Annotated in this window: 19 protein-coding genes, 1 tRNA gene and 1 pseudogene; 5 read left to right on the top strand and 16 right to left on the bottom strand. The window is 71.5% G+C overall.

What is annotated here, in order from left to right; genetic code table 11:
- The 7 genes and pseudogenes from ETAA1_RS10820 to ETAA1_RS10790 all read right to left on the bottom strand — a co-directional run bounded on the left by ETAA1_RS10820 (position 1) and on the right by ETAA1_RS10790 (position 7,279).
- A complete protein-coding gene (locus ETAA1_RS10820; RefSeq protein WP_145237494.1) occupies positions 1–774 on the bottom strand; it encodes a TatD family hydrolase in 774 nt (257 codons plus the stop codon).
- Complete coding sequence (locus tag ETAA1_RS10815) at positions 771–1,622, bottom strand: hypothetical protein (protein WP_145237491.1); 852 nt, start codon at positions 1,620–1,622, stop codon at positions 771–773. Before ETAA1_RS10815 ends, ETAA1_RS10820 begins: the two co-directional genes overlap by 4 nt.
- An 11-nt stretch (positions 1,623–1,633) precedes the next feature.
- Positions 1,634–2,077 (bottom strand): annotated as a pseudogene (gene hisI, locus ETAA1_RS10810) (phosphoribosyl-AMP cyclohydrolase); the annotation flags it as partial.
- Positions 2,028–2,654 carry a hypothetical protein gene (locus ETAA1_RS10805; RefSeq protein WP_145237485.1) on the bottom strand — a complete coding sequence of 209 codons (627 nt, stop codon included), beginning with the start codon at positions 2,652–2,654 and terminating at the stop codon, positions 2,028–2,030. The gene ETAA1_RS10805 and the pseudogene hisI, both read right to left, overlap by 50 nt.
- A gap of 19 nt (positions 2,655–2,673) precedes the next feature.
- Positions 2,674–3,186, bottom strand: coding sequence for an adenine phosphoribosyltransferase (locus ETAA1_RS10800; RefSeq protein ID WP_145237482.1), 513 nt, complete (start codon positions 3,184–3,186; stop codon positions 2,674–2,676).
- Between the two features lie 68 nt (positions 3,187–3,254).
- The gene (locus tag ETAA1_RS10795; RefSeq protein ID WP_145237479.1) at positions 3,255–6,350 is read right to left on the bottom strand and encodes a WD40 repeat domain-containing protein; all 3,096 of its coding nucleotides are present in this window, start codon (positions 6,348–6,350) and stop codon (positions 3,255–3,257) included.
- Between the two features lie 176 nt (positions 6,351–6,526).
- Entirely contained in the window at positions 6,527–7,279 is a 753-nt protein-coding gene (locus ETAA1_RS10790) for a hypothetical protein (protein ID WP_145237476.1), read from the bottom strand.
- Positions 7,280–7,416: 137 nt separating this feature from the next.
- Here ETAA1_RS10790 and ETAA1_RS10785 point away from each other — a divergent pair, with 137 nt between their 5' ends.
- The 3 genes from ETAA1_RS10785 to ETAA1_RS10775 are packed head-to-tail and all read left to right on the top strand — an operon-like array spanning position 7,417 to position 9,080.
- Positions 7,417–7,941, top strand: a complete 525-nt coding sequence (locus tag ETAA1_RS10785) for a hypothetical protein (RefSeq protein WP_145237473.1) — start codon at positions 7,417–7,419, stop codon at positions 7,939–7,941.
- Positions 7,942–7,953: 12 nt separating this feature from the next.
- Positions 7,954–8,511 carry a hypothetical protein gene (locus tag ETAA1_RS10780; RefSeq protein WP_145237470.1) on the top strand — a complete coding sequence of 186 codons (558 nt, stop codon included), beginning with the start codon at positions 7,954–7,956 and terminating at the stop codon, positions 8,509–8,511.
- A 14-nt stretch (positions 8,512–8,525) separates the two neighbouring features.
- Positions 8,526–9,080 (top strand): hypothetical protein, encoded by a 555-nt coding sequence (locus tag ETAA1_RS10775; RefSeq protein WP_145237467.1) that lies wholly within the window; start codon positions 8,526–8,528, stop codon positions 9,078–9,080.
- Positions 9,081–9,083: 3 nt separating this feature from the next.
- On the opposite strand, the gene ETAA1_RS10770 is transcribed toward ETAA1_RS10775, so the two are convergent.
- Both ETAA1_RS10770 and ppdK read right to left on the bottom strand, forming a co-directional pair.
- The gene (locus tag ETAA1_RS10770) at positions 9,084–9,701 is read right to left on the bottom strand and encodes a Uma2 family endonuclease (RefSeq protein WP_145237465.1); all 618 of its coding nucleotides are present in this window, start codon (positions 9,699–9,701) and stop codon (positions 9,084–9,086) included.
- A gap of 104 nt (positions 9,702–9,805) precedes the next feature.
- A complete protein-coding gene (ppdK, locus tag ETAA1_RS10765; protein WP_145237462.1) occupies positions 9,806–12,472 on the bottom strand; it encodes a pyruvate, phosphate dikinase in 2,667 nt (888 codons plus the stop codon).
- A 134-nt stretch (positions 12,473–12,606) separates the two neighbouring features.
- On the opposite strand from ppdK, the gene ETAA1_RS10760 reads away from it, so the two are divergent.
- On the top strand, positions 12,607–14,376 hold the full coding sequence (locus ETAA1_RS10760; RefSeq protein WP_145237459.1) for a TIGR02996 domain-containing protein: 1,770 nt from the start codon (positions 12,607–12,609) through the stop codon (positions 14,374–14,376).
- A gap of 29 nt (positions 14,377–14,405) precedes the next feature.
- On the opposite strand, the gene ETAA1_RS10755 is transcribed toward ETAA1_RS10760, so the two are convergent.
- The 5 genes from ETAA1_RS10755 to ETAA1_RS10735 all read right to left on the bottom strand — a co-directional run bounded on the left by ETAA1_RS10755 (position 14,406) and on the right by ETAA1_RS10735 (position 18,268).
- Positions 14,406–15,137, bottom strand: a complete 732-nt coding sequence (locus tag ETAA1_RS10755; protein WP_145237457.1) for a hypothetical protein — start codon at positions 15,135–15,137, stop codon at positions 14,406–14,408.
- Between the two features lie 435 nt (positions 15,138–15,572).
- Positions 15,573–16,496 (bottom strand): GNAT family N-acetyltransferase, encoded by a 924-nt coding sequence (locus ETAA1_RS10750; RefSeq protein WP_145237454.1) that lies wholly within the window; start codon positions 16,494–16,496, stop codon positions 15,573–15,575.
- Complete coding sequence (locus ETAA1_RS10745; protein ID WP_238389412.1) at positions 16,490–17,545, bottom strand: tRNA dihydrouridine synthase; 1,056 nt, start codon at positions 17,543–17,545, stop codon at positions 16,490–16,492. The genes ETAA1_RS10750 and ETAA1_RS10745 overlap by 7 nt, the downstream gene beginning before the upstream one ends.
- A gap of 293 nt (positions 17,546–17,838) precedes the next feature.
- Positions 17,839–17,910 (bottom strand) — tRNA-Val (locus ETAA1_RS10740).
- A 67-nt stretch (positions 17,911–17,977) separates the two neighbouring features.
- A complete protein-coding gene (locus tag ETAA1_RS10735) occupies positions 17,978–18,268 on the bottom strand; it encodes a twin-arginine translocase TatA/TatE family subunit (protein ID WP_145237451.1) in 291 nt (96 codons plus the stop codon).
- A gap of 230 nt (positions 18,269–18,498) precedes the next feature.
- Here ETAA1_RS10735 and ETAA1_RS10730 point away from each other — a divergent pair, with 230 nt between their 5' ends.
- On the top strand, positions 18,499–18,930 hold the full coding sequence (locus ETAA1_RS10730; RefSeq protein WP_145237448.1) for a hypothetical protein: 432 nt from the start codon (positions 18,499–18,501) through the stop codon (positions 18,928–18,930).
- Positions 18,931–18,932: 2 nt separating this feature from the next.
- On the opposite strand, the gene ETAA1_RS10725 is transcribed toward ETAA1_RS10730, so the two are convergent.
- Complete coding sequence (locus tag ETAA1_RS10725) at positions 18,933–21,074, bottom strand: DUF6797 domain-containing protein (RefSeq protein ID WP_145237445.1); 2,142 nt, start codon at positions 21,072–21,074, stop codon at positions 18,933–18,935.
- Positions 21,075–21,107: 33 nt separating this feature from the next.
- Positions 21,108–22,322: a PQQ-binding-like beta-propeller repeat protein gene (locus ETAA1_RS10720; protein ID WP_145237442.1), complete on the bottom strand. Its 1,215-nt coding sequence runs from the start codon at positions 22,320–22,322 to the stop codon at positions 21,108–21,110.
- Positions 22,323–22,353 lie beyond the last annotated feature (31 nt).

The raw sequence follows: 22,353 nt of genomic DNA, 5'->3' as shown, positions 1-22,353 counted from the left end.
TCAGCCGAGCCCGAACAGCGCCCGGGCGTTCCGCGTCGTGTGCTCGTCGATGACGCCGACGGGCACGCCCTTCACCTCCGCGAGGCACGCCGCCGTGTGGACGACGTACCCCGGCTCGTTCCGCTGGCCGCGGTGCGGCACCGGGGCCAGGTAGGGGGCGTCCGTCTCGATCAGCAAGCGGTCGAGCGGCACCCCGGCCGCCACGTCGAGGAGTTGCTGTGCCGTCTTGTACGTCACCATGCCAGCGAACGACACGTACAGCCCCATGTCGAGGCAGGCGCGGGCGGTGGCCGCGTCGCCGCTGAACGAGTGCATCACGGCGCGGACCGGGCCGTGCCGGTCGTACTCGGCGCGGAGTACCTTTACCACGTCGGCCTCGGCCTCGCGGCAGTGGATGACGAACGCCCTGCCGAGTCGCCGGGCGAGATCGATGTGGCGGGCGAAGTAGTCTTCCTGCAGCGCAAACGGCGCCCGGTCCCAGTAGCGGTCCAGGCCCGTCTCGCCGATCGCCGCCACGCTCGGCTCCGACTCCGCGAGGCGGACCACCTCGTCCCAGTCGCAGGGGTCGGCCTCCGCGGTGTGGTTCGGCTGGATGCCGACGGCCGCGACCACGAGTGGGTGCGCCTCGGAGATGCGGACGGCGGCGCGGCTCGTTTCAGCGTCGATACCGAGGCAGACGACGCGCTCGACGCCGGCGGCCGCGGCGCGGCCGAGGACCGCGGGCAGGTCGGCCGCGAACCGGTCGTCGAACAGGTGTGCGTGGGTGTCGATCATGCGCGACACGGCGAGAGGCCGGCGTGTGCCGCCGGCTCTACCCGCGCGACGGCTTCCTCGACGGGCTTTGGCGCGCGGCCGGGTTTGAACAGTACCGGCATCACCACGAAGATCGTGAAGATGGCGAACGCCAGCGTCAGCAGAGCGGCCAACCCGGCGCCGAACCGCAGTACCGGCCAGAACGCCACGTACCACGCCGCGAACATGCCGAGGTTGATGAGGATCGCCAGGAACACCGTCGTCGCCGACGGGATGTACACGACGCCGGGTTGGTCCAGCGACACGTACCGGCTGCCGTTCTCCTCCACGAACCGGCGGCCGTCGTTCCCCTTCGGGAAGTAGGTCTTGCCGCGGGCGTCCTCCTTGAACCCGGCGTTGAACCGCACCGCCGGCCCTTGCAGGTCGGGCTTCAGCACCACCGCCGCGGTCAGCGTGCCGCCGTCGGACAGGACGAAGTCCTTGCCCGTCTTCTCGTCGGCGAACCGCGGCGGCGACTTGCCGACCCGCTTGAAGTGGGTGACCGTCTCGGCCGGCTTTCCGGCCGCGTCCTTCTTGAACTCGGCCTTGTTCCGCACGGCCGGGTCCGCCTCCCAGCGGACGGCGTCGAACTCGTCGAACGTGGTGGTCGTGTACCCGGCGAAGGCCAGGAAGTCGTCGTACTTCCCGGGGCTCTTGCGGTCGAGCGCGACCCAGAAGATGACGTACCCGCTTACAATCAGGGCCGCGACCGCGGCCTTCGCCGGCAGCCGGTCGGTCGGCTGCTGGTAGACGTACGCCTGCGCGACGGCGGTGACGCCCCACAGCAGCGCGAACAGGCCGACGAGCACGAGGAGAAAGGTGAGCAGCATCGCGGGCGGTCCTACTTCTTGTACACCTGTTTGGGGTCGAACACCCGCTCGCCGACGACCTTCAGTTCGCCGCCGGCCAGCTCGCGGAAGAAGCAACTCGGGTAGCCCTCGTGGCACGCCGCGCCGCCGACCTGCTTCACCTTCAGCAGCACCGTGTCGGCGTCGCAGTCCACGAACACGCCCTTCACTTCCTGCACGTTGCCGCTCTCCTCGCCCTTCCGCCAGAGGCGGTTGCGGCTGCGGCTGAAGTACACGGCCCGGCCGGTGCGGACGGTCTCGTCGAACGCCTCGCGGTTCATCCACGCGAGCATCAGCACCTCGCCGGTGTCCGCGTCCTGGGCCACGGCCGGGACCAGCCCGCCGCTCTTGTCGAAGTCGATCAGCATACTCCCCTCGTTGTCCGCGTCAGTCGTTGTGGGGCGGGCCGCCGGTCTCGGCGTAGTCGTCGAACGCGTTCTTCACGTGCAGCCGGTTGATGACGATGATCGCCCAGATTCCCGCCGCCAGGTGGAAGATGCTCGACACCAGAACCGCCAGCACGGCCGCGGCCATCGCCCACGGCCGGCTCGACAGCCGCCGCAGGTGGCGGGCGCCGATGATGATCGGGATGTGCACACCCACCCCCAGCACGCCGATGCACCCGGCGAACCCGAGCGCGAACACCGCCGCCTCGGGCGGCTGGTTCGGCTTCCCGGGCGGTGGGGCCATGCCGATCGCGGCGAACAGAAATGCGATGCCGACCGACGCCAGGATGCCGAGCCAGCCCAGCAGTTCGAGGAACACGCTCGGGCCGTGCACATCCCTCTTTGCGTCGTCGTAGTCGTCGGCCGCCGACCTCGGCCGGCGCCGCCGGCGCGGGCGGTCGTCGAAGTCGTCGTCGGGCGGCCGGCGCGGGGCGAAGGCGTCGGCCGGGCGCGGCTCGTCGGGGACGAACTCGGCGGCGCAGCGCGGGCACCGGACCTTCCAGGTCCGGTGCTCGTCGTCCACGTCCAGCGGCTCCCGGCACCCCGGGCACGGCACGGTCAGCGGCATCGCTCCCCCGCCGGCGTGGTTAGTAGGTGAGGAGGCTGAACACCTCGTACCCGGGCAGGTGCGCCCGCCCGCCGAGGAACCCGAGTTCAATCAGGAACGCACACCCGGCGACGGTCCCGCCGGCCTGCTCGATCAACTTCCCGGCCGCGGCCATCGTGCCGCCGGTGGCGAGCACGTCGTCCACCAGCAGCACCCGCGCCCCGGCGGCGACGCCGTCAATGTGCATGTGGAGTTCGGCCGAGCCGTACTCCAGGTCGTAGCGGAACGAGTGCGTCTTGTACGGCAGCTTGCCCGGCTTGCGGAGCGGCACGAGCGGCAGGTTCAGCTCGAGTGCCAGCGGCGCCGCGAACAGGAACCCGCGGGCCTCGGCGGCGGCGATCGCACCGAGCGACGCCTTCGCGTAGTGAGCGGCCATCCGGGCGACGACGTAGCCGAAGGCTTTGGGGTCGGCGAGGAGGGGGGTGATGTCCTTGAACAGGACGCCCGGCTTGGGGAAGTCGGGCACGTCGCGGATGAGCGCGTTCAGGTCCATCGCCGGCCTCGCGGGTGGGGGATGTCTTACGCCCGCGCGCCGAAACGGGAAGCGCCGTCGGGCCTCCCCTACGGCAGCGCCAGCACGTAAGCCGTGCCGTCGGCGTTGGCCGTCACGAGCGACCGGCCGTCCGGAGTGTACGCGGCCGCCAGAACACCCACCGGCAGCGCCCAGACCCGCGACGGCTTCAGCTCCCCCGCCGCGGCCAGCGGCCACGCCTTCACCTCGCCGCCGTCGCGGCCGATCGTCACGAACGAGTCGCCGGCCGGCGACACCACCAGCGCCCGTACCCCCTTCGCGTCCGCCGCCGCGGTGGCTACCACGGCACGCTTCGCCACGTCGGCCACCTTCACGTGCCCGGCCGCGTCGGCGGCCACGAGCTTCGCCTTGTCCGCCGTCAGCCCCAAATCGGCGAGCGGTTCCGCGAACAGCGGCCAGTCGCCGCCGGCCTGCTTCTGCGTCGCCAGGTCCCACAGGCGGATCGTGCCGGTGGCGTCGCCCGCAACCGCCAGCGACAGGTCGGCCGCGAACGCCACCGCCCGCACATCGCGTCCCGCGTCGCGGACCACGGTCAGCGACTTCCCGCCGGCGTCGTACACCTCGTACGCGCTGGCCTTCACCACCTCGCCCTGCACGGCGCGGGCGGTCCACGCGGCCAGCTTCGAGCCGTCCGGCAGCGCCGCCAGCGCGTACACCTCGCCGGGCGTGACGGACGACACGAGCTTCGCCGGCCGCCCCTTCCAGAAGTGCAGCTGGCCCGAGCCGCCGGACAGGGCCAACGAGCCGACGGCGAGGCGGTCGGCGCCGAGGAAGGCCAGCGCCTGCGGCCTGTCGGTCGGGCCGGCGAGCGTGTCCAGCTCGCGGCCGGTGGCGACGTCCCACAGCTTCACCGTCCTGTCGTCCGAGCCGGTCGCCGCCGTCTTCCCGTCCGGGCTCACGGCCACGGCGTTGATCTTCAGCATGTGCCCGACCGGCGTCGCCCCCTCCTGCGGCGTCAGTTCGAACGCCAGCACCTTCTTGTCGGCGCCGCCGGACACCAGGAGCCGCCCGCCGGGGCCGAACGCCAGCGCCGTGGTCCACTCGGCGTGGCCGCGGAGGCCGCGCACCTCGGCCTTCGTGCGGGTGTCGAACACGCGGACGACGGCGTCGGCCCCGGCGCTGGCGACGAACCGGCCGTCGGGCGTGAAGGCGACGGCGGACAGCGGCGCGAACCCGCCCTTGTCGGCCCGCGGCGTCCCCTCGAAGCGGTGACCCGGGCTCGGCCGGCCGGCCTCGTCCAGCTCCCACAACTGCATCACCCCGTCGCCCCCGACCGTCGCCAGCGCGGCGCCGGCCGGCGCGTACGCCGCGGCCGCGACGCCGGCCGTGTGGGCGCTGCCGGACCAGACTTCCTTCGGCTCACCCCCGGTGACGTCGAGTACGGCGAGGTTGCCGTCCGCGGTTCCGACGGCGACCTGCTTGCCGCCCGGCCGCACCGCAGCGGCACACGCCGCCGCCTTACCCGTCCACGTCCACAGCCCCTTGCCGGCGGCCGCGTCCCAGCCGCGGGCGGTGCGGTCGGCGGCGGCGCTCACCAACAACTTGCCGTCGGTGGCGAGCGCGAGCACGGGCAACTCGTGACCGGGCAACTCCTTCACGACCGCCCGGGTCGCGGTGTCCCACAACTTGACGACGCGGTCGCCGCCGGCGGAGGCGAGCTTGCCGTCGGCGAGGAAGGCCAGCGCCGTGACCGCGGCGGCGTGCCCGGTCAGCTCCCCCGCGGCGGCGCCGGTCTCGGGGTCGTACAGGCGGACGGTCTTGTCCGCCCCCGCGGCCGCGGCGAGCTTGCCGTCGGCCGTCAGGGCCACCGCCCACACCGGCCCGGCGGCGCCCGCGAGCGGGCGGTTCTCGTCGGCCGCGTTCAAGTCCCACAGCCGAATCGAGCCGTCGTGCCCGGCGCTGGCCGCCTGCTTGCCGTCGAGCCGCACCGCCACCGCCGTCACCCCGGACTTCGACACCTGCTCGACGACGTGCCCCTGGAACAGCCGCACCTGCTTGGCCGTGTCCGTCTCCCACACGCGGACGGTGCCGTCGCCCGAGCCGGTGACGAGCGTCTTGCCGTCGGCGGTGAGGGCCAGGTCGGTCACCGCGTCGGTGTGGCCGACGTACTGCTTCAAGTCCTTGAGGATGTCCGGGTCCGGCGTGCCGTCGGCCTTCGGGCCGCTGGTGAGGCGGGCCTTGTTGTCGGCCCCGCAGGTGAACACGGCCCGCCCGTCGGCCGCGAACGCCACGCCGAGGCACGGCCCGCCGCGCTCGACCGCCGGCACCGACATCGGCATCGGGTTCGGCAGCCCCGGGGCGTACACGCCGACGTTCCCGGTGCTGTCGGCGGCGCCGATCAGCTTGCCGTTCGGGGAGAACGCCACCCGCTCGATGCGGGCGTTGCGGGGGCCGGACTTGAACGTCTCCTTGCCGCTCGCGGGGTCGTACACCCGCACGACGCCGTCGTCGCCGCCGACCGCGACCGCCTTGCCGTCCGGGGCGTAGGCCACGGCCCGGAGCGGGCGGTCGTCCTTCTCCACGACGGCGAGCGTCTTCACGACCTTCCCGGTGGCCGCGTCCCACAGGTGGAGTTCCTTGCCGCCGACGGACGCGACGGTCTTGCCGTCCGGCGCGAAGTCGACGCCGGCGACCTTGAACACGTCGGCCCCGCGCGGGGCGTCGGCGTCGGCGTGGCCGCGGTACGTGAGGAGTTCGCGGCCGTTGCCCAGGTCCCACAGGCGGACGGTGCCGTCCTTCGACGCGGACGCGAGCACGGCCCCGTCGCGGCGGTAGGCGAGCGAGTTGACGTGGTCGGCGTGGCGGACGCGGCTCTCACCGAGGACGCGGGTGACGTGCGGCGGCAGCCCGGCGGGGAGGAACGGCAGCTGCCAGCGGGCGTCGCGGTAGTAGCGGGCAGCGCCGCGGCCGTTGCCGGCCTTCAGGGCCGCCGCAGCCTTGGCGGCCAGGTCGTCGGCGGGGGCGAGGCGGCCGGCGGGGAAGCCGGCCTTGTCGGCCGCGGCGCGCTCGGCGGCGAACCGCTCGGCGAGCGCCGCCGGTTCGGGGTCGGGTTGTGCCCGGGCCGCGGTGACGAGCGCGCCGGCGATGACCGCCAGGGCGAGGGCGCGGGTACGGGCGTGCGGCATGGTTCGGACCTCGGCGCGTGCGGGACCGCGGGCGCAAGTGTGCTGTGAGTATAAGGGGACGACCGGACGGGGGGAACGCAACCGGCGAAGGCGAGCCGGGGGCGTCCGCCCCGGGTTTTCGCACAGCACACCGTGAGAATCCGGGGGCGGACGCCCCCGGCTCACCGGGTCGGGTGTCAGACGCCCACGTCGCGGTTGTCGAACGTGCCCCGCATCTCGCGCAGGTAGACGTGGCCGTCCGGGTCCAGCAGCCCTTCCGCCTTGCGGGCGTCGGCGAACCCGCTCGCCAGCCCCGGCGACTCGCGCCACCCCGTGCGCGGCGCCTCCGGTGCCTGGCAGTACAGGGCGTGGTCGAACCGCGCCCGCGCCGGCACGCTCCCGTCGTGGATGTGGACCGTGGGGAAGAACAGCACGCCGCGGTCGGCCCGCGGGAACTCGAACGCCATCGGGTGAACCTTCTTCTCGCCGCGCTCGGGCTTGCGGAGGCGGAACACGGCGAACCCGAACTCGCGGTACTGCGGCAGCCGGTCCCACGTCTCGGCGGGGATGCGGAACCGGGCGTCGAGCCGGCCGAAGTCGCCGACCGTCGGCACGAACGACGCCTCGAACCCGCCGACCTCCACCACCGCCAGCGGCGCGCCAACGCCCCCGGCCCGCGACGCCGGGTCGCTCTTGGCCGACTTCGGCGGCGGCGGCTCGGGGAAGCCCTTCTTCAGGTCCGCGAAGAATTCGGGGTACTTTTCCAGGTTGATGAACCGGACGGCGTTCTCGGGGCTGCGCGGCGGCGTCGGCAGGGGCAGGATCATGGCCAGGTCCTCGCCGGCCCGAAATTTCATCTGGTAGGCGAGGACCTGCCGGCCGTCGCGGGACGCCCGGGCGAAGATGTTGGTGTCGGCGACGGACTGCACGGGCCGGGAGAAGCAGCACATACGGGGGCTCCGGGGTCGGGGTGCGAAACGTACCATCATCCGGGCGCGGAGAGCCGTGGTCAACACCTGACCGGCCGGGGTTGCGGCCGGCGCGGCCCCGCGGTATGCGGCATTCCCTGTGATTCCGAGGGCGTTCGATGCGACTGGCCGCCGCGTGCGTCGTTGCCGTCGCGTTACAAACCGGGTGCGTTCCGGGCGACTTCCGGGTCGGCCAGGCGCCGATGGACGACGGCTGGTACGTCATGCGCAACCGCATGATGGACGCCGTTCCGCGGCACGTCAACACGGCAATCATCGCCGCCGCCCCGCCGGGCACGAAGGTCGCCGAGCTCGGGTGGATGTCGAGCGGCAGTTCCGGCGAGCACGAGTGGACGCGCCACGTCCGCTACCACCACCCCGACGGCCGTACCGAGCCGATGCCGCCCGGCTGGACCCGCACCGTTCGCAACGCACTCGAACACGCGATGCTGACCGAATTGGAGAACATCGAGTACCACCCCCCGCAGCCGGAAGAGCCGGTAGCCGACGACCGCTTCGTGATCCGCTACACGCGGGCGAACGGCACGGTCGCCGGCGACGTGGTCGGCGTCATCGAGCCGTCCCGCCAGTACGCCGGGTACACGAAGGTCACCGTCGTCCAGACCGAGTGGCGTACCCGATAGTGGAGGCGGCCGATGCGTCGGGTCTGCGTCCTTCTCGCAAGCCTGCTCCTCGGCTGCGCCAGCGTCGGGTCGCGGGCCGGGCTGCCGCCGACGGACCGGCACAACCGGGTCGTGGTGACGGCGCTGGAATCGGTCGTCCCACGGGCCGTGGAAGCTGCCATGCGAGACGCCGCCCCACCGGGAACGACTCCGGAGTTCCGCGGGCAGGGGTGCGTCGGAAGCACCGGCGAACAGGAATGGCAGATAGACGTGCGGTACGTCGGGACGGACGGGACCGCCGTCCTCGTAGAGGACTCGCACTTCGCGCGCGTCATGACGGCCGTGCGGGACGCGGCGTGGCACGCGGTGAAGGTTGACGGCGTCGAGGCGGTCGGCTCCGCCGGGTCGCCGTCGTCCGACGCGCTGAGCTTGAAGGGGAAGCACTGGGGCGAGCCGGTCGCCTTCGTACTCCAGTACTTCCGCCGCGACATGGCCGTACAGGGTGAGGTGGTCGGGAGCGTCGGCCCGTCGCCGTCACAACCCGGGTTCACGCGGGTCAAGGTGATCGCAACCGAATGGTGTACCCGCTGACCGAGGATCGACCGATGCTCCGCTGGTTGTGGGCACTTGTTCCGGCAGCGGCACTCGGGTGCGTCACGAACGGCGGGTCGCGGGTCGGCTTCGCGCCGTCCGATCACACGTCGCCGGTCCGCGAGGCGCTCGACGGCGTGGCTCTGAAGTCGATCGAGAAGCACCTCGTCGGCGCCGGCTGGGTGCCGTTCAAGTCCCTCCACGGGTCGGGCGGGTCGAGCACCGAACACTCCTGGCACACCCACTTCGCCTGCCAGAAGCCGGGCGAGTTTCCGGTTACGCGGGTGTGGAAACTGCCCGAGGCGGACTACGCCCGCATCCTCACCCCGATCCGCGCCGACGTACTCGCCGCGGTGGAGAAGACCGGCGTCGAGATCGGCACGGCGACGCCGGTCGAGATGACGGTCGGGGATAAGACGACGGCCCGGTTCGAGATCACCTACGTTCGCCGCGGGGGCGAAGTCGCCGGCGTCGTCGAGGGGATGCTGGGGCCGCAGATTCGCACGTCAGGCGTCGTGGACGAGTTCCTCGACCTGGTGGTCCGTATCCGCGAGTGGTACACCCGCTGACCGTCAGGGCAGCAGGTCGGCGGCGGGGATCGTGCCGACGGCCACGCCGTCGAGGACGAGGGACACGTCGTCGCCGGGGTGGTAGTCAGTGCGGGTGCGGTACGCCGGCGGCGTCGCGGCCGGGTCGGGGTCGGAATAGACCTCGACCTGCCGGTCTACAACGTTCACGATCCAGTACACCGGCACGGCCACCTCGGCGTACATCTTCCCCTTCACCTGCCGGTCGAACAGCAGGCTCGAATCGGACACCTCGATGATGATGCCGAAATCCGCCGGCACGGGGTGGCGGGTGGCGTACCTCGCCTCGTCGCCTCGGACCACCGACCCGTCGGGTTCCGGCTCGCTCTCCTGGAACGAGACGGCCGACTGAATCCGCACCTCCCAACCCGCAAGTCCGAGCCGCAATAGCCGCTTGGTAAGTCGCTGGAGGGTCACGTCGTGGGGGGGGTTGCGCATCGGCTTCTCCACGATGTACCCGTCGAGCAACTCCACCCGCTCCCCTTCCATCAGGATGCCGGCGTCGTGCATGGTGTGGTACTCGGCCACGGTCAGCCGGCGGGCGCCGAACGCGGCCAGGGCGTCGAGTACGTCCGGGGACGGGAACACAGCGGGCGCGGTCATTGGTCGAGCCTCCTGGGCCACCGCCCTCTTACCACACCGCGGGAAAAAAGAAAACCGCGGGGGGAACGCCCCCCGCGGCTCGTGCCGTTCGTCGTCCGCGACGGTTACTTGTCCCGCTGCCCCGCGCCGAGCGCGGCCTGGGCCGCGGCCAGCCGGGCGATCGGCACCCGGAACGGCGAGCAGCTGACGTAGTCCATCCCGATCTGGTGGCAGAACACCACGCTGTCCGGGTCGCCGCCGTGCTCGCCGCAGATGCCCACCTTCAGGTGCTGGCCGTGATTCGCGCTGCGGCTCGCCCGGCCCTTCGCGATGCCGATCTTCATCAGCTCGCCGACGCCGGCGAAGTCGATCGTCTGGAACGGGTCGATCGGCAGCACCTTGTCCGCCAGGTACGTCGGCATGAACCCCTTGATGTCGTCCCGGCTGAACCCGAACGTCATCTGCGTCAGGTCGTTCGTCCCGAAGCTGAAGAACTCGGCCTCCTCCGCGATCTTGTCCGCCGCGATGCACGCCCGCGGCAGCTCGATCATCGTGCCGATCTGGTACTCGACCTGAACGCCCGCCTTCTTCATCGCCTCCTCGGCGACGGCGACGGCCCGCTTCTTCAGGATCGTCAGCTCCTCCAGCACGCCGACCAGCGGGATCATGATCTCGGGGAGCACGGTCTTCCCCTTCTTCTTCACCTCGATCGCGGCCTCGATGATGGCCCGCACCTGCATGTCGCCGATCTCGGGGAACACCAGCGGCAGCCGGCAGCCGCGGAACCCCATCATCGGGTTCATCTCGTGCAGCTCGTCCACACGCTCGAAAATCTTCTCGACCGTCACGCCGATCTGCTTGGCGACGGCCTCGGCGCCGGCCTTGTTGTCCTTCTGCGGCAGGAACTCGTGCAGCGGCGGGTCGAGCAGGCGGATCGTCACCGGCAGCCCGGCCATCGCCTCGAAGATGCCGACGAAGTCGGCCTTCTGGAACGGCTCGATCTTCGCCAGCGCCGCCTTGCGGCCCTCGACGGTCGTGCTGAGGATCATCTCGCGGACGGCCGCGATGCGGTCCTCGCCGAAAAACATGTGCTCGGTCCGGCACAGGCCGATGCCTTCGGCCCCGAACTCGCGGGCCTTCAGCGAGTCGGCCGGGCTGTCGGCGTTGGTGCGGATCTTGAGCTTCCGGACCTTGTCGGCCCACGTCATCAGCGTGGCGAAGTCGCCGGTCATCGTCGGGGCGATCGTCTCGACCTTGCCGATCATCACGTCGCCGGTGGTGCCGTTGATCGTCAGGAACTCGCCGGCCTTCACCACGTTCCCGGCGATGGTGACGGTCTGGGCCTTCTCGTCGATCTTCACGGCCTCGCAGCCGACGACGCACGGCTTGCCCCAGCCGCGGGCGACGACGGCGGCGTGGCTCGCCTTGCCGCCGGTGCTGGTCAGAATCCCCTTCGCCAGGTGCATCCCCGCCACGTCCTCGGGGCTCGTCTCCTTGCGGACGAGCATGATCGGGTCGTTCGGGTACTTCGCCGCGTGCGCCACTGCGGCCTCGGCCGACAGGATCACCTTGCCCGACGCGCCGCCGGGGCTGGCGGCGATGCCCTGGGCCACCGGCTTCACCTTGCTCTTGGGGTCGAGCTGCGGCTGAAGCAGGTGGTTCAGGCTGTCCGGGGCGACGCGCTTCACGGCCGTCTGCTCGTCGATCAGGCCCTCCTTCGCCATCTCGACGGCGATCCGCACGGCCGCGCTGCCGGTCCGCTTGCCGCCGCGGGTCTGGAGCATGTACAGGGTCCCTTCCTGTACCGTGAACTCGATGTCCTGCATGTCCTTGTAGTGCTTCTCGAGCGTCTGCCGGATCTCCATCAGCTGCTTGTAGACGGCCGGCATCTCCTGCTCGAGCTGGTCGATGTGCTCGGGCGTGCGGATGCCGGCGACCACGTCCTCGCCCTGGGCGTTGATGAGGTAGTCGCCGTAGAAGACGTTCTCGCCGGTGTTCGGGTCGCGGGTGAACGCGACGCCGGTGCCGGACCCGTTGCCGGTGTTGCCGAACACCATCGCCTGCACGTTGACCGCAGTCCCCTTCAGGCCGGTGATCCGCTCGATGCGGCGGTACTCGATCGCCTTGTTGCCGTTCCACGAGTTGAACACGGCGTTGATGGCCAGGTACAGCTGCTTGCGGGCGTCCTGCGGGAAGTCGTCGCCGACGTGCTTCTTGTAGACCGCCTTGTACCGCTTCACCAACTCCTTCAGGTCGTCGGCAGTCAGGTCGGTGTCGAGCTTGACGTTCTTCTCGTGCTTGAGGGAGTGAATCTCGTGCTCGAACGCCTCGTGCTCGCACCCCATCGCGGTGCTGCCGAACATGTCGATGACGCGGCGGTAGCTGTCGTAGGCGAACCGGGGGTTGCCGGTCTTCTTGGCGAGCCCCTCGACCGAGGCGTCGGTGAGGCCGAGGTTGAGGATGGTGTTCATCATCCCGGGCATCGAGAGCGCGGCGCCCGACCGCACGGACACGAGGAGCGGGTCGGCGGCGTCGCCGAACTTCTTGCCGGCGACCTCTTCGACCTTCTTGAGCGCGGCGTCGATCTCGGGGACGGCGGCGTCGGGGATCTTCTTGCCGGCGTCGTAGTAGGCGGCGCAGACCTCGGTGGTGATGGTGAAGCCCGGGGGGACGGGGATGCCGATCTTGGACATCTCGGCGAGGTTGGCCCCCTTGCCGCCGAGGAGTTCCTTCTGCTTGCCGTCGCCGTCCGCCGTGCCGCCGCCGAAGAAGTAGACGTGCTTCGTGCTCATGGTCGCCCGTGTGGGGGGTCGGAGTAGCCCCGGCCGCGCCGCCGCGACCGATCAGCAGTCCGTTTTACGGACGGATGTCTCGACGGCGAGAGACCGCGGACCGGTGGTAGAATCACCACCCCGGAGACCCGCCCATGACCGACCGCGACGCCCTCCTCGCCGCCGTCGCCGCCCGCCCGCGGGACGACACGCCGCGGCTCGTCTTCGCCGACTGGCTCGACGACCACGGCGACCCCGACCGAGCCGCGTTCGTCCGCGTCCAGTGCGCCGCCGCCCGCGCCGCCCCCGGCAGCCGCGCCCGGGCGGACCTGCTCGACGAAGCCGACGACCAGCTCGCGACGGGCGACGCCCGCTGGCTCGGGAACGCGCGCGAGTACCTCCACGACTGGGAGTTCCGCCGCGGCTTCCTCCACCGCGTCCGCATCTCCGCGGCCGACTTCGTCCGCCACGCCGACGACCTGTTCCGCGCCGAGCCGGTGAGCCGCGTCGAGGTGTGCGGCGACGACGGGTGGGAGGAGACCGACGCGGACGCGGTGCGGGCGGTCGTTGCGCACCCGATGTTCGCCCGCGTTCGGAGTTGTGTCGTCGTCACGCGCTTCTTCGCGGTGCCGCTCGGGGCGTGGCTGGCCGCCCTGGCGTCGAACCCGCGCCTCACCCGGCTGCGGGAGTTCGGCCCGTCCGGGCACTTCACCTCGTTCCAGCACCCTCGCCGGCGGGGCCGGGTGGAAGGGTTCACCACGAGCTCGTTCCGGGCATTCTGCTCCGCCTCCCACCTGCGCGGGTTGCGGTCGCTCGACCTGTCCGTCCGCGGCGGGGAGCGGGAGCAACTCGCCCACTCGGTGCGCGTCCTCGAAATCGCCGGGGCCGCGTTCGCCACCGGCCTGCGGCGGCTGAACCTCCGGGGCTGCGGGCTCACCGCCGAGTGTTTCGAGCGGCTCGCCGGGGACCGCGTCTTCGCCCGGCTCCAGGCCCTGGACGTACGGGCGACGCTGTCGCAGCTCGGCGGGTGGCAACCGTTGTTCGGCAGCACCGTACTCCGTTCACTGCGGTCCCTTGCCGTGCCCGGCAACCTCATTCACACCCTCGCCCGGTCGCGGGTGGTCGGGCAGCTGAGCGACCTCCGCGTCGGCCGGGAGGAGGGCTACGGGCACCCCCGGCGTGACACCGACTGGCAAGAACTCGTTGACGCCATGCCTCCGCCCCGGCGGCTATCCTTCCAGATCCACAACCCCGGCGGCCGGGCGTTCCGCGCCATGAGCCGCGCCGGCTGGCTCCGCCATCTCCGCACTCTCGACATTGCCGGCGACTCGCAAGGGGACGTGTACCACAACCCGTCCGGGCTGCGCCACCTGTTCCGCCCCGGGGTGATGCCGCGGCTCGTGCGGCTGCGGCTCCACGAGGCGGCCGACGACGCCCTGCTCGGCCGCCTCGCCGAGTGGCCGGGCCTCGCCCGCCTCGAATCGCTGGAGGTGACCGACGACTACCTCGGCCGCCTCGACTTCGACGCCTTCGACCCCCGCCACCCGCCCGAGCGCGCCCGCACCCTCCGCGGCGTGACGCTGGCGAGCGACGCCGCGGTCGAGCGGTTCCTCGCCATGCCCGGCCTGGAGGCGGTGAACCGGCTCCAACTCCGGGTCGGCATCGACCCGGGACACACCGCGCCGTCGGTGACGGCCGGCGAGCGGGTGGTGCGGTCCGAGCGGCTGGCGAACGTGACGGACTTGACGCTGTCGTTCCACGACGCGGAGGACATCGAGTCGCGCACCTGGCCGGTACTCGCCGACCCCGCCGTGCTGCCGAGGTTGAAGTCGCTCACCATCCACGGGAGCGGCGCCGCCGACCGTCCGACGTTGGACCAGTCGGGCGTGCGGCGGCGGTTCGGCCGGCGGCTGCAGGCGTACTGAGGCGTCGTGCACGGGGTGCCCCACGCCCGTCACTTCCCCTTCGGGTAGTGCTTCTCGTACAGCGGGCCGATTTCCTTCGTGCCCGGCGGCACGTGGGTGTAGTACCACGCCAGCAGCCGCTTGTCGGCGGCCTTCAGCCGCGGCCCCCCCTCGGTCCCGCCGAAGAAGCCGGACTCCTTGTAATCGCTTGTGAACTGCACGCCGAGGCTGGCCGCGACCGAAAGTGCCACGCCCCACTCCACCTCCCCGGCGTCGGCCGCGTCCGACGACACGAAGATGAGCGACCGGGCCGTGACGTGCTTCGACGTGGGGTACGGGAACACCTGGGACGCGAAGCTCTGCTTGTCGCTCTCCCACAGCTTCACGTCCTTGGCCGACCACCCCGCCTGGGCGAGAGCAGCCGGGATGCGGGCCTTGGGCATGAAGCTCACCATCACGGTGGTGCCGCCCGCGCCGGCCGGCAGGAGTTTCATCCCCTTCAGCGGCGTCCCCTTGATCGCGGCGTGGAAGTCCTCCACGACGGCGGCGACCGCCTTGCGGTGCTCCTTCGTGCCGCCGGTCACGGACACGTTCAGCGGCTGCCCCTTCACCCACTGGAAGGCGCCGGTCTCGGTCGCGGCGCCGATGAACTTCGGCCGCAACACCACCTTCTCGACCCACTCGAACTCCGGGTCGGTGTCCTGAGCGGAGGCGGTGGCGAGCACGACGACAAGAGCGACGACCGCGGCGGCAGCCGGGCCGAAGATGCGGTTGCGGGTCACGGGTGGCTTTCCGGGCGGGGCGGGGCGGCGGAACTGGTGTAGGCGGCGAGTCGGGCGGGTTCAAGACGAATCGTGCGGGTCGGCGTTTGACCGACGTGAGTCGCCGGATCTACTACGCCCCGGATTCCGCACCGATTTCCTTGACAACCCCCACCGGGAGGTTATTGGACATGCGCACAAATCGCCCGAACACATCCCGCGGGTCTCCCCATGCCCCCCGCCGCCGACCTCGCGGACCTCCGGTCCGCGCTTGCGACCGTTCGCGCCGCCGACCCGTGCGAACCGGCCAACGGCCCCGCCGTGGCCGCCGGCTTCGTCGACGCCGTCCGCGCCCTGCGGCTCGTCCTCACCACGGGCACCACGGCCCACGTCCTGCGGGCCGCCGAATTGCTGTGCCGCGTCTGGATGACCCGTCGACGGCACCGCCGCTGCCGGTCAGCCGCCCACGAACACGCCGCCGAGGAAGGTCGGGTCGTCGGTGAGGATCTCGTCGAGCTGCGCCCCGTCGAGGGTGAACAGCCGGACCCGCGGCGTGTTGTCGGGGCTCGTCCCCGGACCGGTGCCGACCGCCAGCACGTCGGCGGCGACGCCGGCCCGCCGCGTGGCCGCGACCCGCAACCCGGACTGCCACGGCGCCCCGTTCTGGGCGGCGGCGGGCGGGAAGGCGAAGAACGACGCGAGCTGCGCCCCGGTCTCGGCCTCGAACACCCGGGCCGCCGGGCCGCCGCCGGCCCCCGGCCCGGTCAGCACCTCGGCCAGACCGTCGCCGTCGAAGTCGCCGGCCGCCACGAAGATGCCGTTGCGGACCGTGTCCTCGTAGGCGAAGAAGCTCGACCGGACGCGAACGTCCACGCCGTCGAACACCTGCACGTGCGGGCCGCCGCCGAACCCGGCCCCGGTGATGATGTCCGCCCGGCCGTCGCCGTTCACGTCCCCGGCCGCCACCGTCACGCCGCCGCTGAAGCTCGGGCGTAGGCGAAGAAGCTGTTGATGGGGTGGTTGTCTCGGCCGCTGAACACCTGCACGTGCGGGCCGCCGCCCGTGCCCGGCCGCGGCGATGCCGCGTTCGGCGTGCCGCAGCAGCGCCGTTCCGACACCCCTCCCCTGGGCCGCGGGTGCGACCCACAACCCGTTCACCTCGTCGCCTGCGGGCTGGACCACGCCGACCACCACCCCGCCCTCCTCAGCCACTGCCATGTCCGGCCAGTACCGGGGATACCAGTCGCGCTCGAACTCGCGGGCAAGCCGGTCGCGGACGAACGCGGCCGGCGCAGCCGCAAACGCGCCGACCCACGACCGGCGGGCCAGGGCGACCAACGCAGCCACGTCCGACTCGCGGGCCGGGCGGATGGTCAGCATCGGTCGTTCCCGACCAGACACTCACGCACGTGTCGGGTTCGCGCCGAGCCCGGGGGCCGTTCGGCGCCGAGCGAGCGCACGGCGACGACCGCGGCGAGAAGGTCGTCCAGCGTCTCGACCCGCTTCACCACCTCGAACCCGGCGAAGCCCCCGTGCCGAGCCGCCATCGCGAGCCACTGTTTGAGCCGCCGGACGGTTCCCCCGGGGCTCGCGGGGGTGAACCGGCTCACCCAGCCGACCAGCCGACGTAGCTCAGCGGCCCAGTCGACCGGACGATTCGCGTCGTCGGGCGGGACCGCCGGGGCTAGCCCGAGTTCAGCCGCCACCTGCCGGGGGAGCCGTGGGTCGGCCAGCGCGCCCCGGCCGAGCATGAAGTGTTGGCACCCGGTCTCGTCCCGGCACCGGCGAAAGTCCGCGACCGTCCAGATGTCCCCGTTCGCCACCACCGGCAGCCCGAGCCGCTCTCGCACCCGCCCGATCGGCCGCCAGTAGGCCGGCGGGGCGTACCCGGCCGCCCGCGTCCGGCCGTGCACCGTCAGCCACGTCGCCCCGCCCTCGGCCGCCATCGCTGCGACCGTGTCAATTGCATCGGGGGTGTCCCACCCGAGTCGGAGTTTGGCCGACACCGGCACGCCCCGCGGGACGGCGGCCCGGACCGCGGCGACGACGGCGCGGACCCGGGGAGGGTCGCGGAGCAGCGCGGCCCCGCCGTCGTGTCGGTTCACGGTCTTGGCCGGGCACCCGAAATTCAGATCGATGGCGGCGGCCCCGGCGGCGTGGGCTACAGCCGCCGCCTCGGCCATCCGACCCGGGTCGCCACCGAGGAGTTGGAGTTGAACGGGGAGGCCGCTCGGGGTTCGCCCGCCGGACAGTAGTTCGGGCACGTGTCGGCGGACGACGGCCCGGCCGGGGACGGTGTGGGCAACGCGGAGGAACTCGGCGACCGCGTAGGTGAAGGCGCCGGACTCCCCGAGGGCGGCCCGCATGGGGGCGTCGGTCACCCCCTCCATCGGGGCCAACACCACGGCGGGGGTTGCGGGGTCGAGCATCGGATTGGTGTACCAAGCCCAGCCGGGGCCGGACACGCCCGCCCGTTGGCCGAGTCCGAGATGACTGCGGGCGACGGGTCACGGCTCGTTGTCGGGGCCGCGGGGGGTTGCGACACCGTCCGGGTGCCGGGCGGGCCACACGTCGCGTACCTCGCCAACTTACCGAGACTGGGCCATCGATTGAGATCCTGAGCTGGTTCCGTGTAAGCGTTGCACGGAACCGGTCGGCTGGACGACGCGCCCGCGACTCGCGGGGCAAGGTTGAAAGCCTTCGGCGAAGGGATTTAGCAGAGTGGGCGGTACAGGATTTGAACCTGTGACTTCGTCCGTGTGAAGAACGCACTCTACCGCTGAGTTAACCGCCCGGTTCGCCCACGCTTTTGGCCGCGGGCGAGTGGTGTTTCTAACGGACGACCGGCGGGTCGTCAAGGTTCACACCTTCGGCGGCAACGTGGTCGGCGCCGGGGCGTCGTCGAACTTCGGGGCGGCGGCGGGGGTGACCCGCTGCGGCGGCCGCACCGGCTCCGGCTCGATCGAAGCCCGCGGGGCCGACGCCTCGCTCACCTCGTCCTCGATACCGCGCATCCCCTTCTTGAACTCGACCATCGTCTTGCCCAGAGACCGGCCGATCTCCGGCAGTTTCCGGCCGAACAGCAGGATGCCGAGCACCAGCAGCAGGAGCATTTCCTGGCCGCCGAGCCCCGGGATGAAACCGTACAGCATCGCATGCCTCCTCGGTGAGGGGTGGGTTGAAGAACCGTCTTCAGGAGGAGGTTGAAGGTAACCCCACCGGATGTCCGCCTGGCAGGCTTCCGGCAGTATATCCTATGCCCGCCCACGGGGGCAACGGCGCGGTGGCCGAAATCCGCCGGAATCGCGGACGCGGCTGTTACCCACCCGTTACCGCGCCGCCGCTACACTGGCGCCGTTCGGCCCACCGTGGAGCTCGCGCGATGACCACACGCGTCATTCTGCCCGCCGTCGAGGCCGCGGCACTGGCCCTGACCGCAGCGGCCCAGCAACGACCGGTTCCTCCCGACCCGGACCGGCTGGTTGACGTGTCCCTCATCCGTCTGATCGCCAACCCAGACGCCTTCGACGGCAAGCGAGTGCGGGTCCACGGCTTCGTCCGCGTCGAGCACGAGGGGACATCGGTCTACCTGCACCGCGAGGACTACGTGAGGGCGCTGTCCCGGAACGGCCTGTGGCTGGCGGCGAGCGACGTGGCCGTCCCGGGCAGTCGCGAGGCGGCGGTCAACAACCGCTACGCGCTGATCGAGGGGCGGTTCAGCGCCAAGATGACCGGACACCGCGGGATGTGGAGCGGGGCCATCCAGGACATCACCCGGATGGAGCCGTGGGACTTCGACCGCGACAAGAAGTGACCTCACTTCTCGGTCGAATGAATCGTCAGGTAGACCGACCCCACCACCGGCCGACCGTCGGCCGCGGTCAGGTTGTAGCCCACGTGCATCTGCATGACCGGCGACAGCTTCTCGAACCGGATCGTGAGCGTCTTGCCGTCCACGCTTAGCGCCGCGGAGCGAACGGGGACGGCGTCGGCCCCTTCCGTCGTCGGGTCGCTCGGCTTCCAGCGAATCGAGCCGTAATCGCCGGACCAGCGGTAGTTCCACGCCGAGCCCTGATACCGCGCCGCGTCCGCCGCCGTCCTCGCGTCCAGCGGGTGCGTGAAGCTCAGGCGGATCGTATCACCCTCGACAGCCATCGCCGCCGGCACGTCGAGTGGCTTGCCGGTGTAGCGCACGCGCTGCAACGAGCCGTCGGCCTTCGCCGCGGTCTGCCAGCCGTTCAGGCCGCACACGTAGAGCGAGCCGTCCGTGTGGAAGCGGCCGCGGCAACTGCCCAAGAGGAAGTGCATGTCCAGCGGGGCGACGCCGCCCTGCACCCGGCCGCCGGCGAGTTCCTGCCGCAGCAGCACGAACGCCTGGCAGCGGCCGTAGCTGAAGTGCAGCGGCTTGCCCGCGAGCGGGCCGAACGAGTTCGCCGGCACCCACACCTGCCCGCCGGCCGAGTTGTCCACCTCGCGCGGCAGCCAGCACAGCGGCGGGTCGAACGTCTTCGGCGGCGTCGCCCGGTGGTGCGCCCGCATGTCGCCGTAGAAGCCGCCCTGCCGGTACTCGTCGATCCGCGTGGCCGGCATCCAGTTCCCTTCCTGGTCGGCGCCCGTCAGGATGCCGGTGGGCGACATCCCCATGCCGATCGGGTGGCGGAACCCGGTGGCGAACGTCTCCGCCTTCGAGCCGTCCTTCGACACCTTGATGAGGGTGCCGCCGGAGGGCGTGTCGGTGTCGCCGGTCTTGAAGAAGTAGAAGTTGCCGGCCGGGTCGGTTTCGAGGCAGGTGTCGTAGCTGTGCTCGCCGCCGCCGGTGTGCCAGTCGTTGCAGACGCACTCGTAGAAGTCGGCCTCGCCGTCGCCGTTGTTGTCGTGCAACCGCGTCAGCTGACCGCGCTCCAGGACGACCACCTTGCCGGCCACGACCTTCAGGCCGAGCGGGTGGTATAGGCCGGTGGCGAAGCGCTGCCACGCGCACGTCCCCGCGGCGTCGTCCACGCGCACGAGCCACACGTCGCCGTGGCAGGTACACATGGCGACGCGACCGTCGGGGAGGAAGTCCACGCCGGTGCTGAAAAACAGCGCGCCGAAGCGGTTCTCGTAGGGGATGGTGAGCGTGTCCACGGCGAAGGGGCCGGTCTCGGCGCCGCGGACCAGCTTCGTGACGATCGGCTCGCCCCACCGCTTCGGGCCGGGCTCGGTGGGATCGTTCGAGACGGTTCCGTTCACAGGGTGGCCCAGGTCGCCTACGAACGGCAACAGGTGCCCTTGGTCCGACGCGGAAAGGCGAGTCACTCCACCGTTCGGAGTACGGAAGACCAGGGGCTTCGAACTCGGTGCCGTGTAGAGCGTGCAGACGAGCCGGCCCTCGGCGTCCGGACGCGCCGACTTGTGAACCCGCACCCCGTTCACGTCAAACGCCCACGTCACGCGGTCGCCGTCGAGGTAATGCCCACGATACTTCACCCACTCCTTCGGCAGCGGGGCGGTGAAGCGGCCCAGGGGTGGCGTCCAGTCGCCGTCGGGGTTCGCCCAGCCGGGGCCGGACGGCGACGCGAACAGCATCTTCCCGACGGGCGTCGGCGTGTTCAGGAGGCCGAACCGGCGGTCGCTGTGCTTGAGGTAGCCGCCGGTCCACGCGGCCGCGAGTTGGCACGTCGAGCGGTCGAACACCGCCCCGCCTTTCCCGTCCGTGAGGCGGACCACGCTTGCCTTGTAGACGCGCTGCCGGCCCGACCCGAACGGGTAGTCCATCGTGCAGTTCAGGACGGGGCCGGTGTCCATCGTGCGGAAGCGGGCGTCGATCCAGTCCTTGTCGGTGGCCCGCTCCCACGGCTCCTTGCCGATGGGGCGCGGCGTCCAGTCGGCGAGGGCGGGGTCGAGCCCGACCGGCCGCGGGGCCGGCGCGACGGGCGGCTGAGCCGGTGCGAGCAGCAGCAGGGCGAGCGGCAGCATGGGGGGGTTCCGAGTGGGCGCTGGGGTGCCGAGTTACTTCGCCCGCACGTCGTAGCAGTACAGCAGGTCGCCCTCGCGGACGTACAGCCGGCCGTCGCTCACCACCGGGTGCGCCCACGACGGGCCGCCGCGCCGCGGGGCCGTGAACGAGCCCACCTCGCGGTAGCCACCCGGCGACGGGTCCACCAGCGCCACGGTGCCGTTGTCGTAGTGGAAGTACAGCCGCCGGTCGGCGAACGTCACCGACGCCGACCCGCCGCCCTTCCCCTCGTCGCCGCGCTTCCAGATCACCTTCCCGGTCTTTACCTCGGCGCAGTACGGGTGGCCGCTGTCGTCGGTGTCGCCGTACACGTAATCGCCCACCTGGATCACGCCGCCGTGCTTGTTCGTCAGCTCCCGGGCGTAGTACACCTCGCGGACGGTGATGCGGCCGTTCTCCGCGGTCAGGTGGAGCAGCGACGCCCCGCGGCCGTAGCCGATGCTGCTGAAGATGTGGTCGCCCATCACGATCGGCGTGGGCACGTTGGCCGTGTTGCCGCCGAGTTTCTCGAACGTCCACAGCACCCGGCCGTCGAGGCTGACGCCGACCAGGCCGCCGTTGAACAGCTGCACGTAGTGGCGGATGCCGCCGACGGTCGCCACCACGACGGACGAGTAGCCGGCTTCCGTGTGCTTCGTGGGGATGGGACAGCGCCACACTTCCTTGCCGGTGTTCTTGTCGAGCGCCACCATCGTCGCCTCCTTGCCGCCGGGGGTGACGATCACGCGGTCGCTGTCCACGAGCGGCGACTCGCAGTAGTTCCAGCCGCCCTTCTTGCCGCCGAACTCCGTGGCCAGGTTGCGCTGCCACACCTTCTTGCCGTCGGCGTCGATGCACACCAGGTCGCCCATCTGGCCGAGGGCGTAGACGCGGCCGCCCTCGACGGTCGGGGTGCAACCCAGGCTGCCGCCGGCGGGGCCGACCTCTGCCGACCACAGGACGGAGCCGTCGGCGCGGCTCAGGGCGACAACGTGCGACTCCTTCCCCTTATTGCCAAGGGTGTAGATGCGGTCGCCGCTGACGCTGACGGTGCTGTACCCGCCGCCGAGCCCCTTCGCCGTCCACGCCAGCGGCGGGCCGCCGTCCGGCCAGCTCTGGAGCAGCCCCTTCTCCTTCGAAACGCCGTCGCGCGCCGGCCCGCGGAACTGGGGCCAGTCGGCAGCGAGGAGGGTGAGTGCGAGGAGTCCGGCGAGAACGCGCGGGAACATGAGAGGCTCCGGGGTGGGAAGATGAGCATAA

Source organism: Urbifossiella limnaea, from assembly GCF_007747215.1.
Lineage (GTDB): Bacteria > Planctomycetota > Planctomycetia > Gemmatales > Gemmataceae > Urbifossiella > Urbifossiella limnaea.
The sequence above is the reverse complement of the archived record's forward strand: the minus strand, read 5'-3'. Positions and strand labels throughout refer to the sequence as shown.

Bases quoted from the DNA above. Each gene is read 5' to 3' on its own strand.
- ETAA1_RS10725 (WP_145237445.1), bottom strand. From the start codon at position 21,074: ATGCTGCCGCTCGCCCTGCTGCTGCTCGCACCGGCTCAGCCGCCCGTC.
- ppdK (WP_145237462.1), bottom strand. From the start codon at position 12,472: ATGAGCACGAAGCACGTCTACTTCTTCGGCGGCGGCACGGCGGACGGC.
- ETAA1_RS10805 (WP_145237485.1), bottom strand. From the start codon at position 2,654: ATGCCGCTGACCGTGCCGTGCCCGGGGTGCCGGGAGCCGCTGGACGTG.
- ETAA1_RS10800 (WP_145237482.1), bottom strand. From the start codon at position 3,186: ATGGACCTGAACGCGCTCATCCGCGACGTGCCCGACTTCCCCAAGCCG.
- ETAA1_RS10775 (WP_145237467.1), top strand. From the start codon at position 8,526: ATGCTCCGCTGGTTGTGGGCACTTGTTCCGGCAGCGGCACTCGGGTGC.
- ETAA1_RS10745 (WP_238389412.1), bottom strand. From the start codon at position 17,545: ATGCTCGACCCCGCAACCCCCGCCGTGGTGTTGGCCCCGATGGAGGGG.
- ETAA1_RS10785 (WP_145237473.1), top strand. From the start codon at position 7,417: ATGCGACTGGCCGCCGCGTGCGTCGTTGCCGTCGCGTTACAAACCGGG.
- ETAA1_RS10815 (WP_145237491.1), bottom strand. From the start codon at position 1,622: ATGCTGCTCACCTTTCTCCTCGTGCTCGTCGGCCTGTTCGCGCTGCTG.
- ETAA1_RS10795 (WP_145237479.1), bottom strand. From the start codon at position 6,350: ATGCCGCACGCCCGTACCCGCGCCCTCGCCCTGGCGGTCATCGCCGGC.
- ETAA1_RS10780 (WP_145237470.1), top strand. From the start codon at position 7,954: ATGCGTCGGGTCTGCGTCCTTCTCGCAAGCCTGCTCCTCGGCTGCGCC.
- ETAA1_RS10820 (WP_145237494.1), bottom strand. From the start codon at position 774: ATGATCGACACCCACGCACACCTGTTCGACGACCGGTTCGCGGCCGAC.
- ETAA1_RS10735 (WP_145237451.1), bottom strand. From the start codon at position 18,268: ATGCTGTACGGTTTCATCCCGGGGCTCGGCGGCCAGGAAATGCTCCTG.
- ETAA1_RS10770 (WP_145237465.1), bottom strand. From the start codon at position 9,701: ATGACCGCGCCCGCTGTGTTCCCGTCCCCGGACGTACTCGACGCCCTG.
- ETAA1_RS10790 (WP_145237476.1), bottom strand. From the start codon at position 7,279: ATGTGCTGCTTCTCCCGGCCCGTGCAGTCCGTCGCCGACACCAACATC.
- ETAA1_RS10730 (WP_145237448.1), top strand. From the start codon at position 18,499: ATGACCACACGCGTCATTCTGCCCGCCGTCGAGGCCGCGGCACTGGCC.
- ETAA1_RS10720 (WP_145237442.1), bottom strand. From the start codon at position 22,322: ATGTTCCCGCGCGTTCTCGCCGGACTCCTCGCACTCACCCTCCTCGCT.
- ETAA1_RS10760 (WP_145237459.1), top strand. From the start codon at position 12,607: ATGACCGACCGCGACGCCCTCCTCGCCGCCGTCGCCGCCCGCCCGCGG.
- ETAA1_RS10750 (WP_145237454.1), bottom strand. From the start codon at position 16,496: ATGCTGACCATCCGCCCGGCCCGCGAGTCGGACGTGGCTGCGTTGGTC.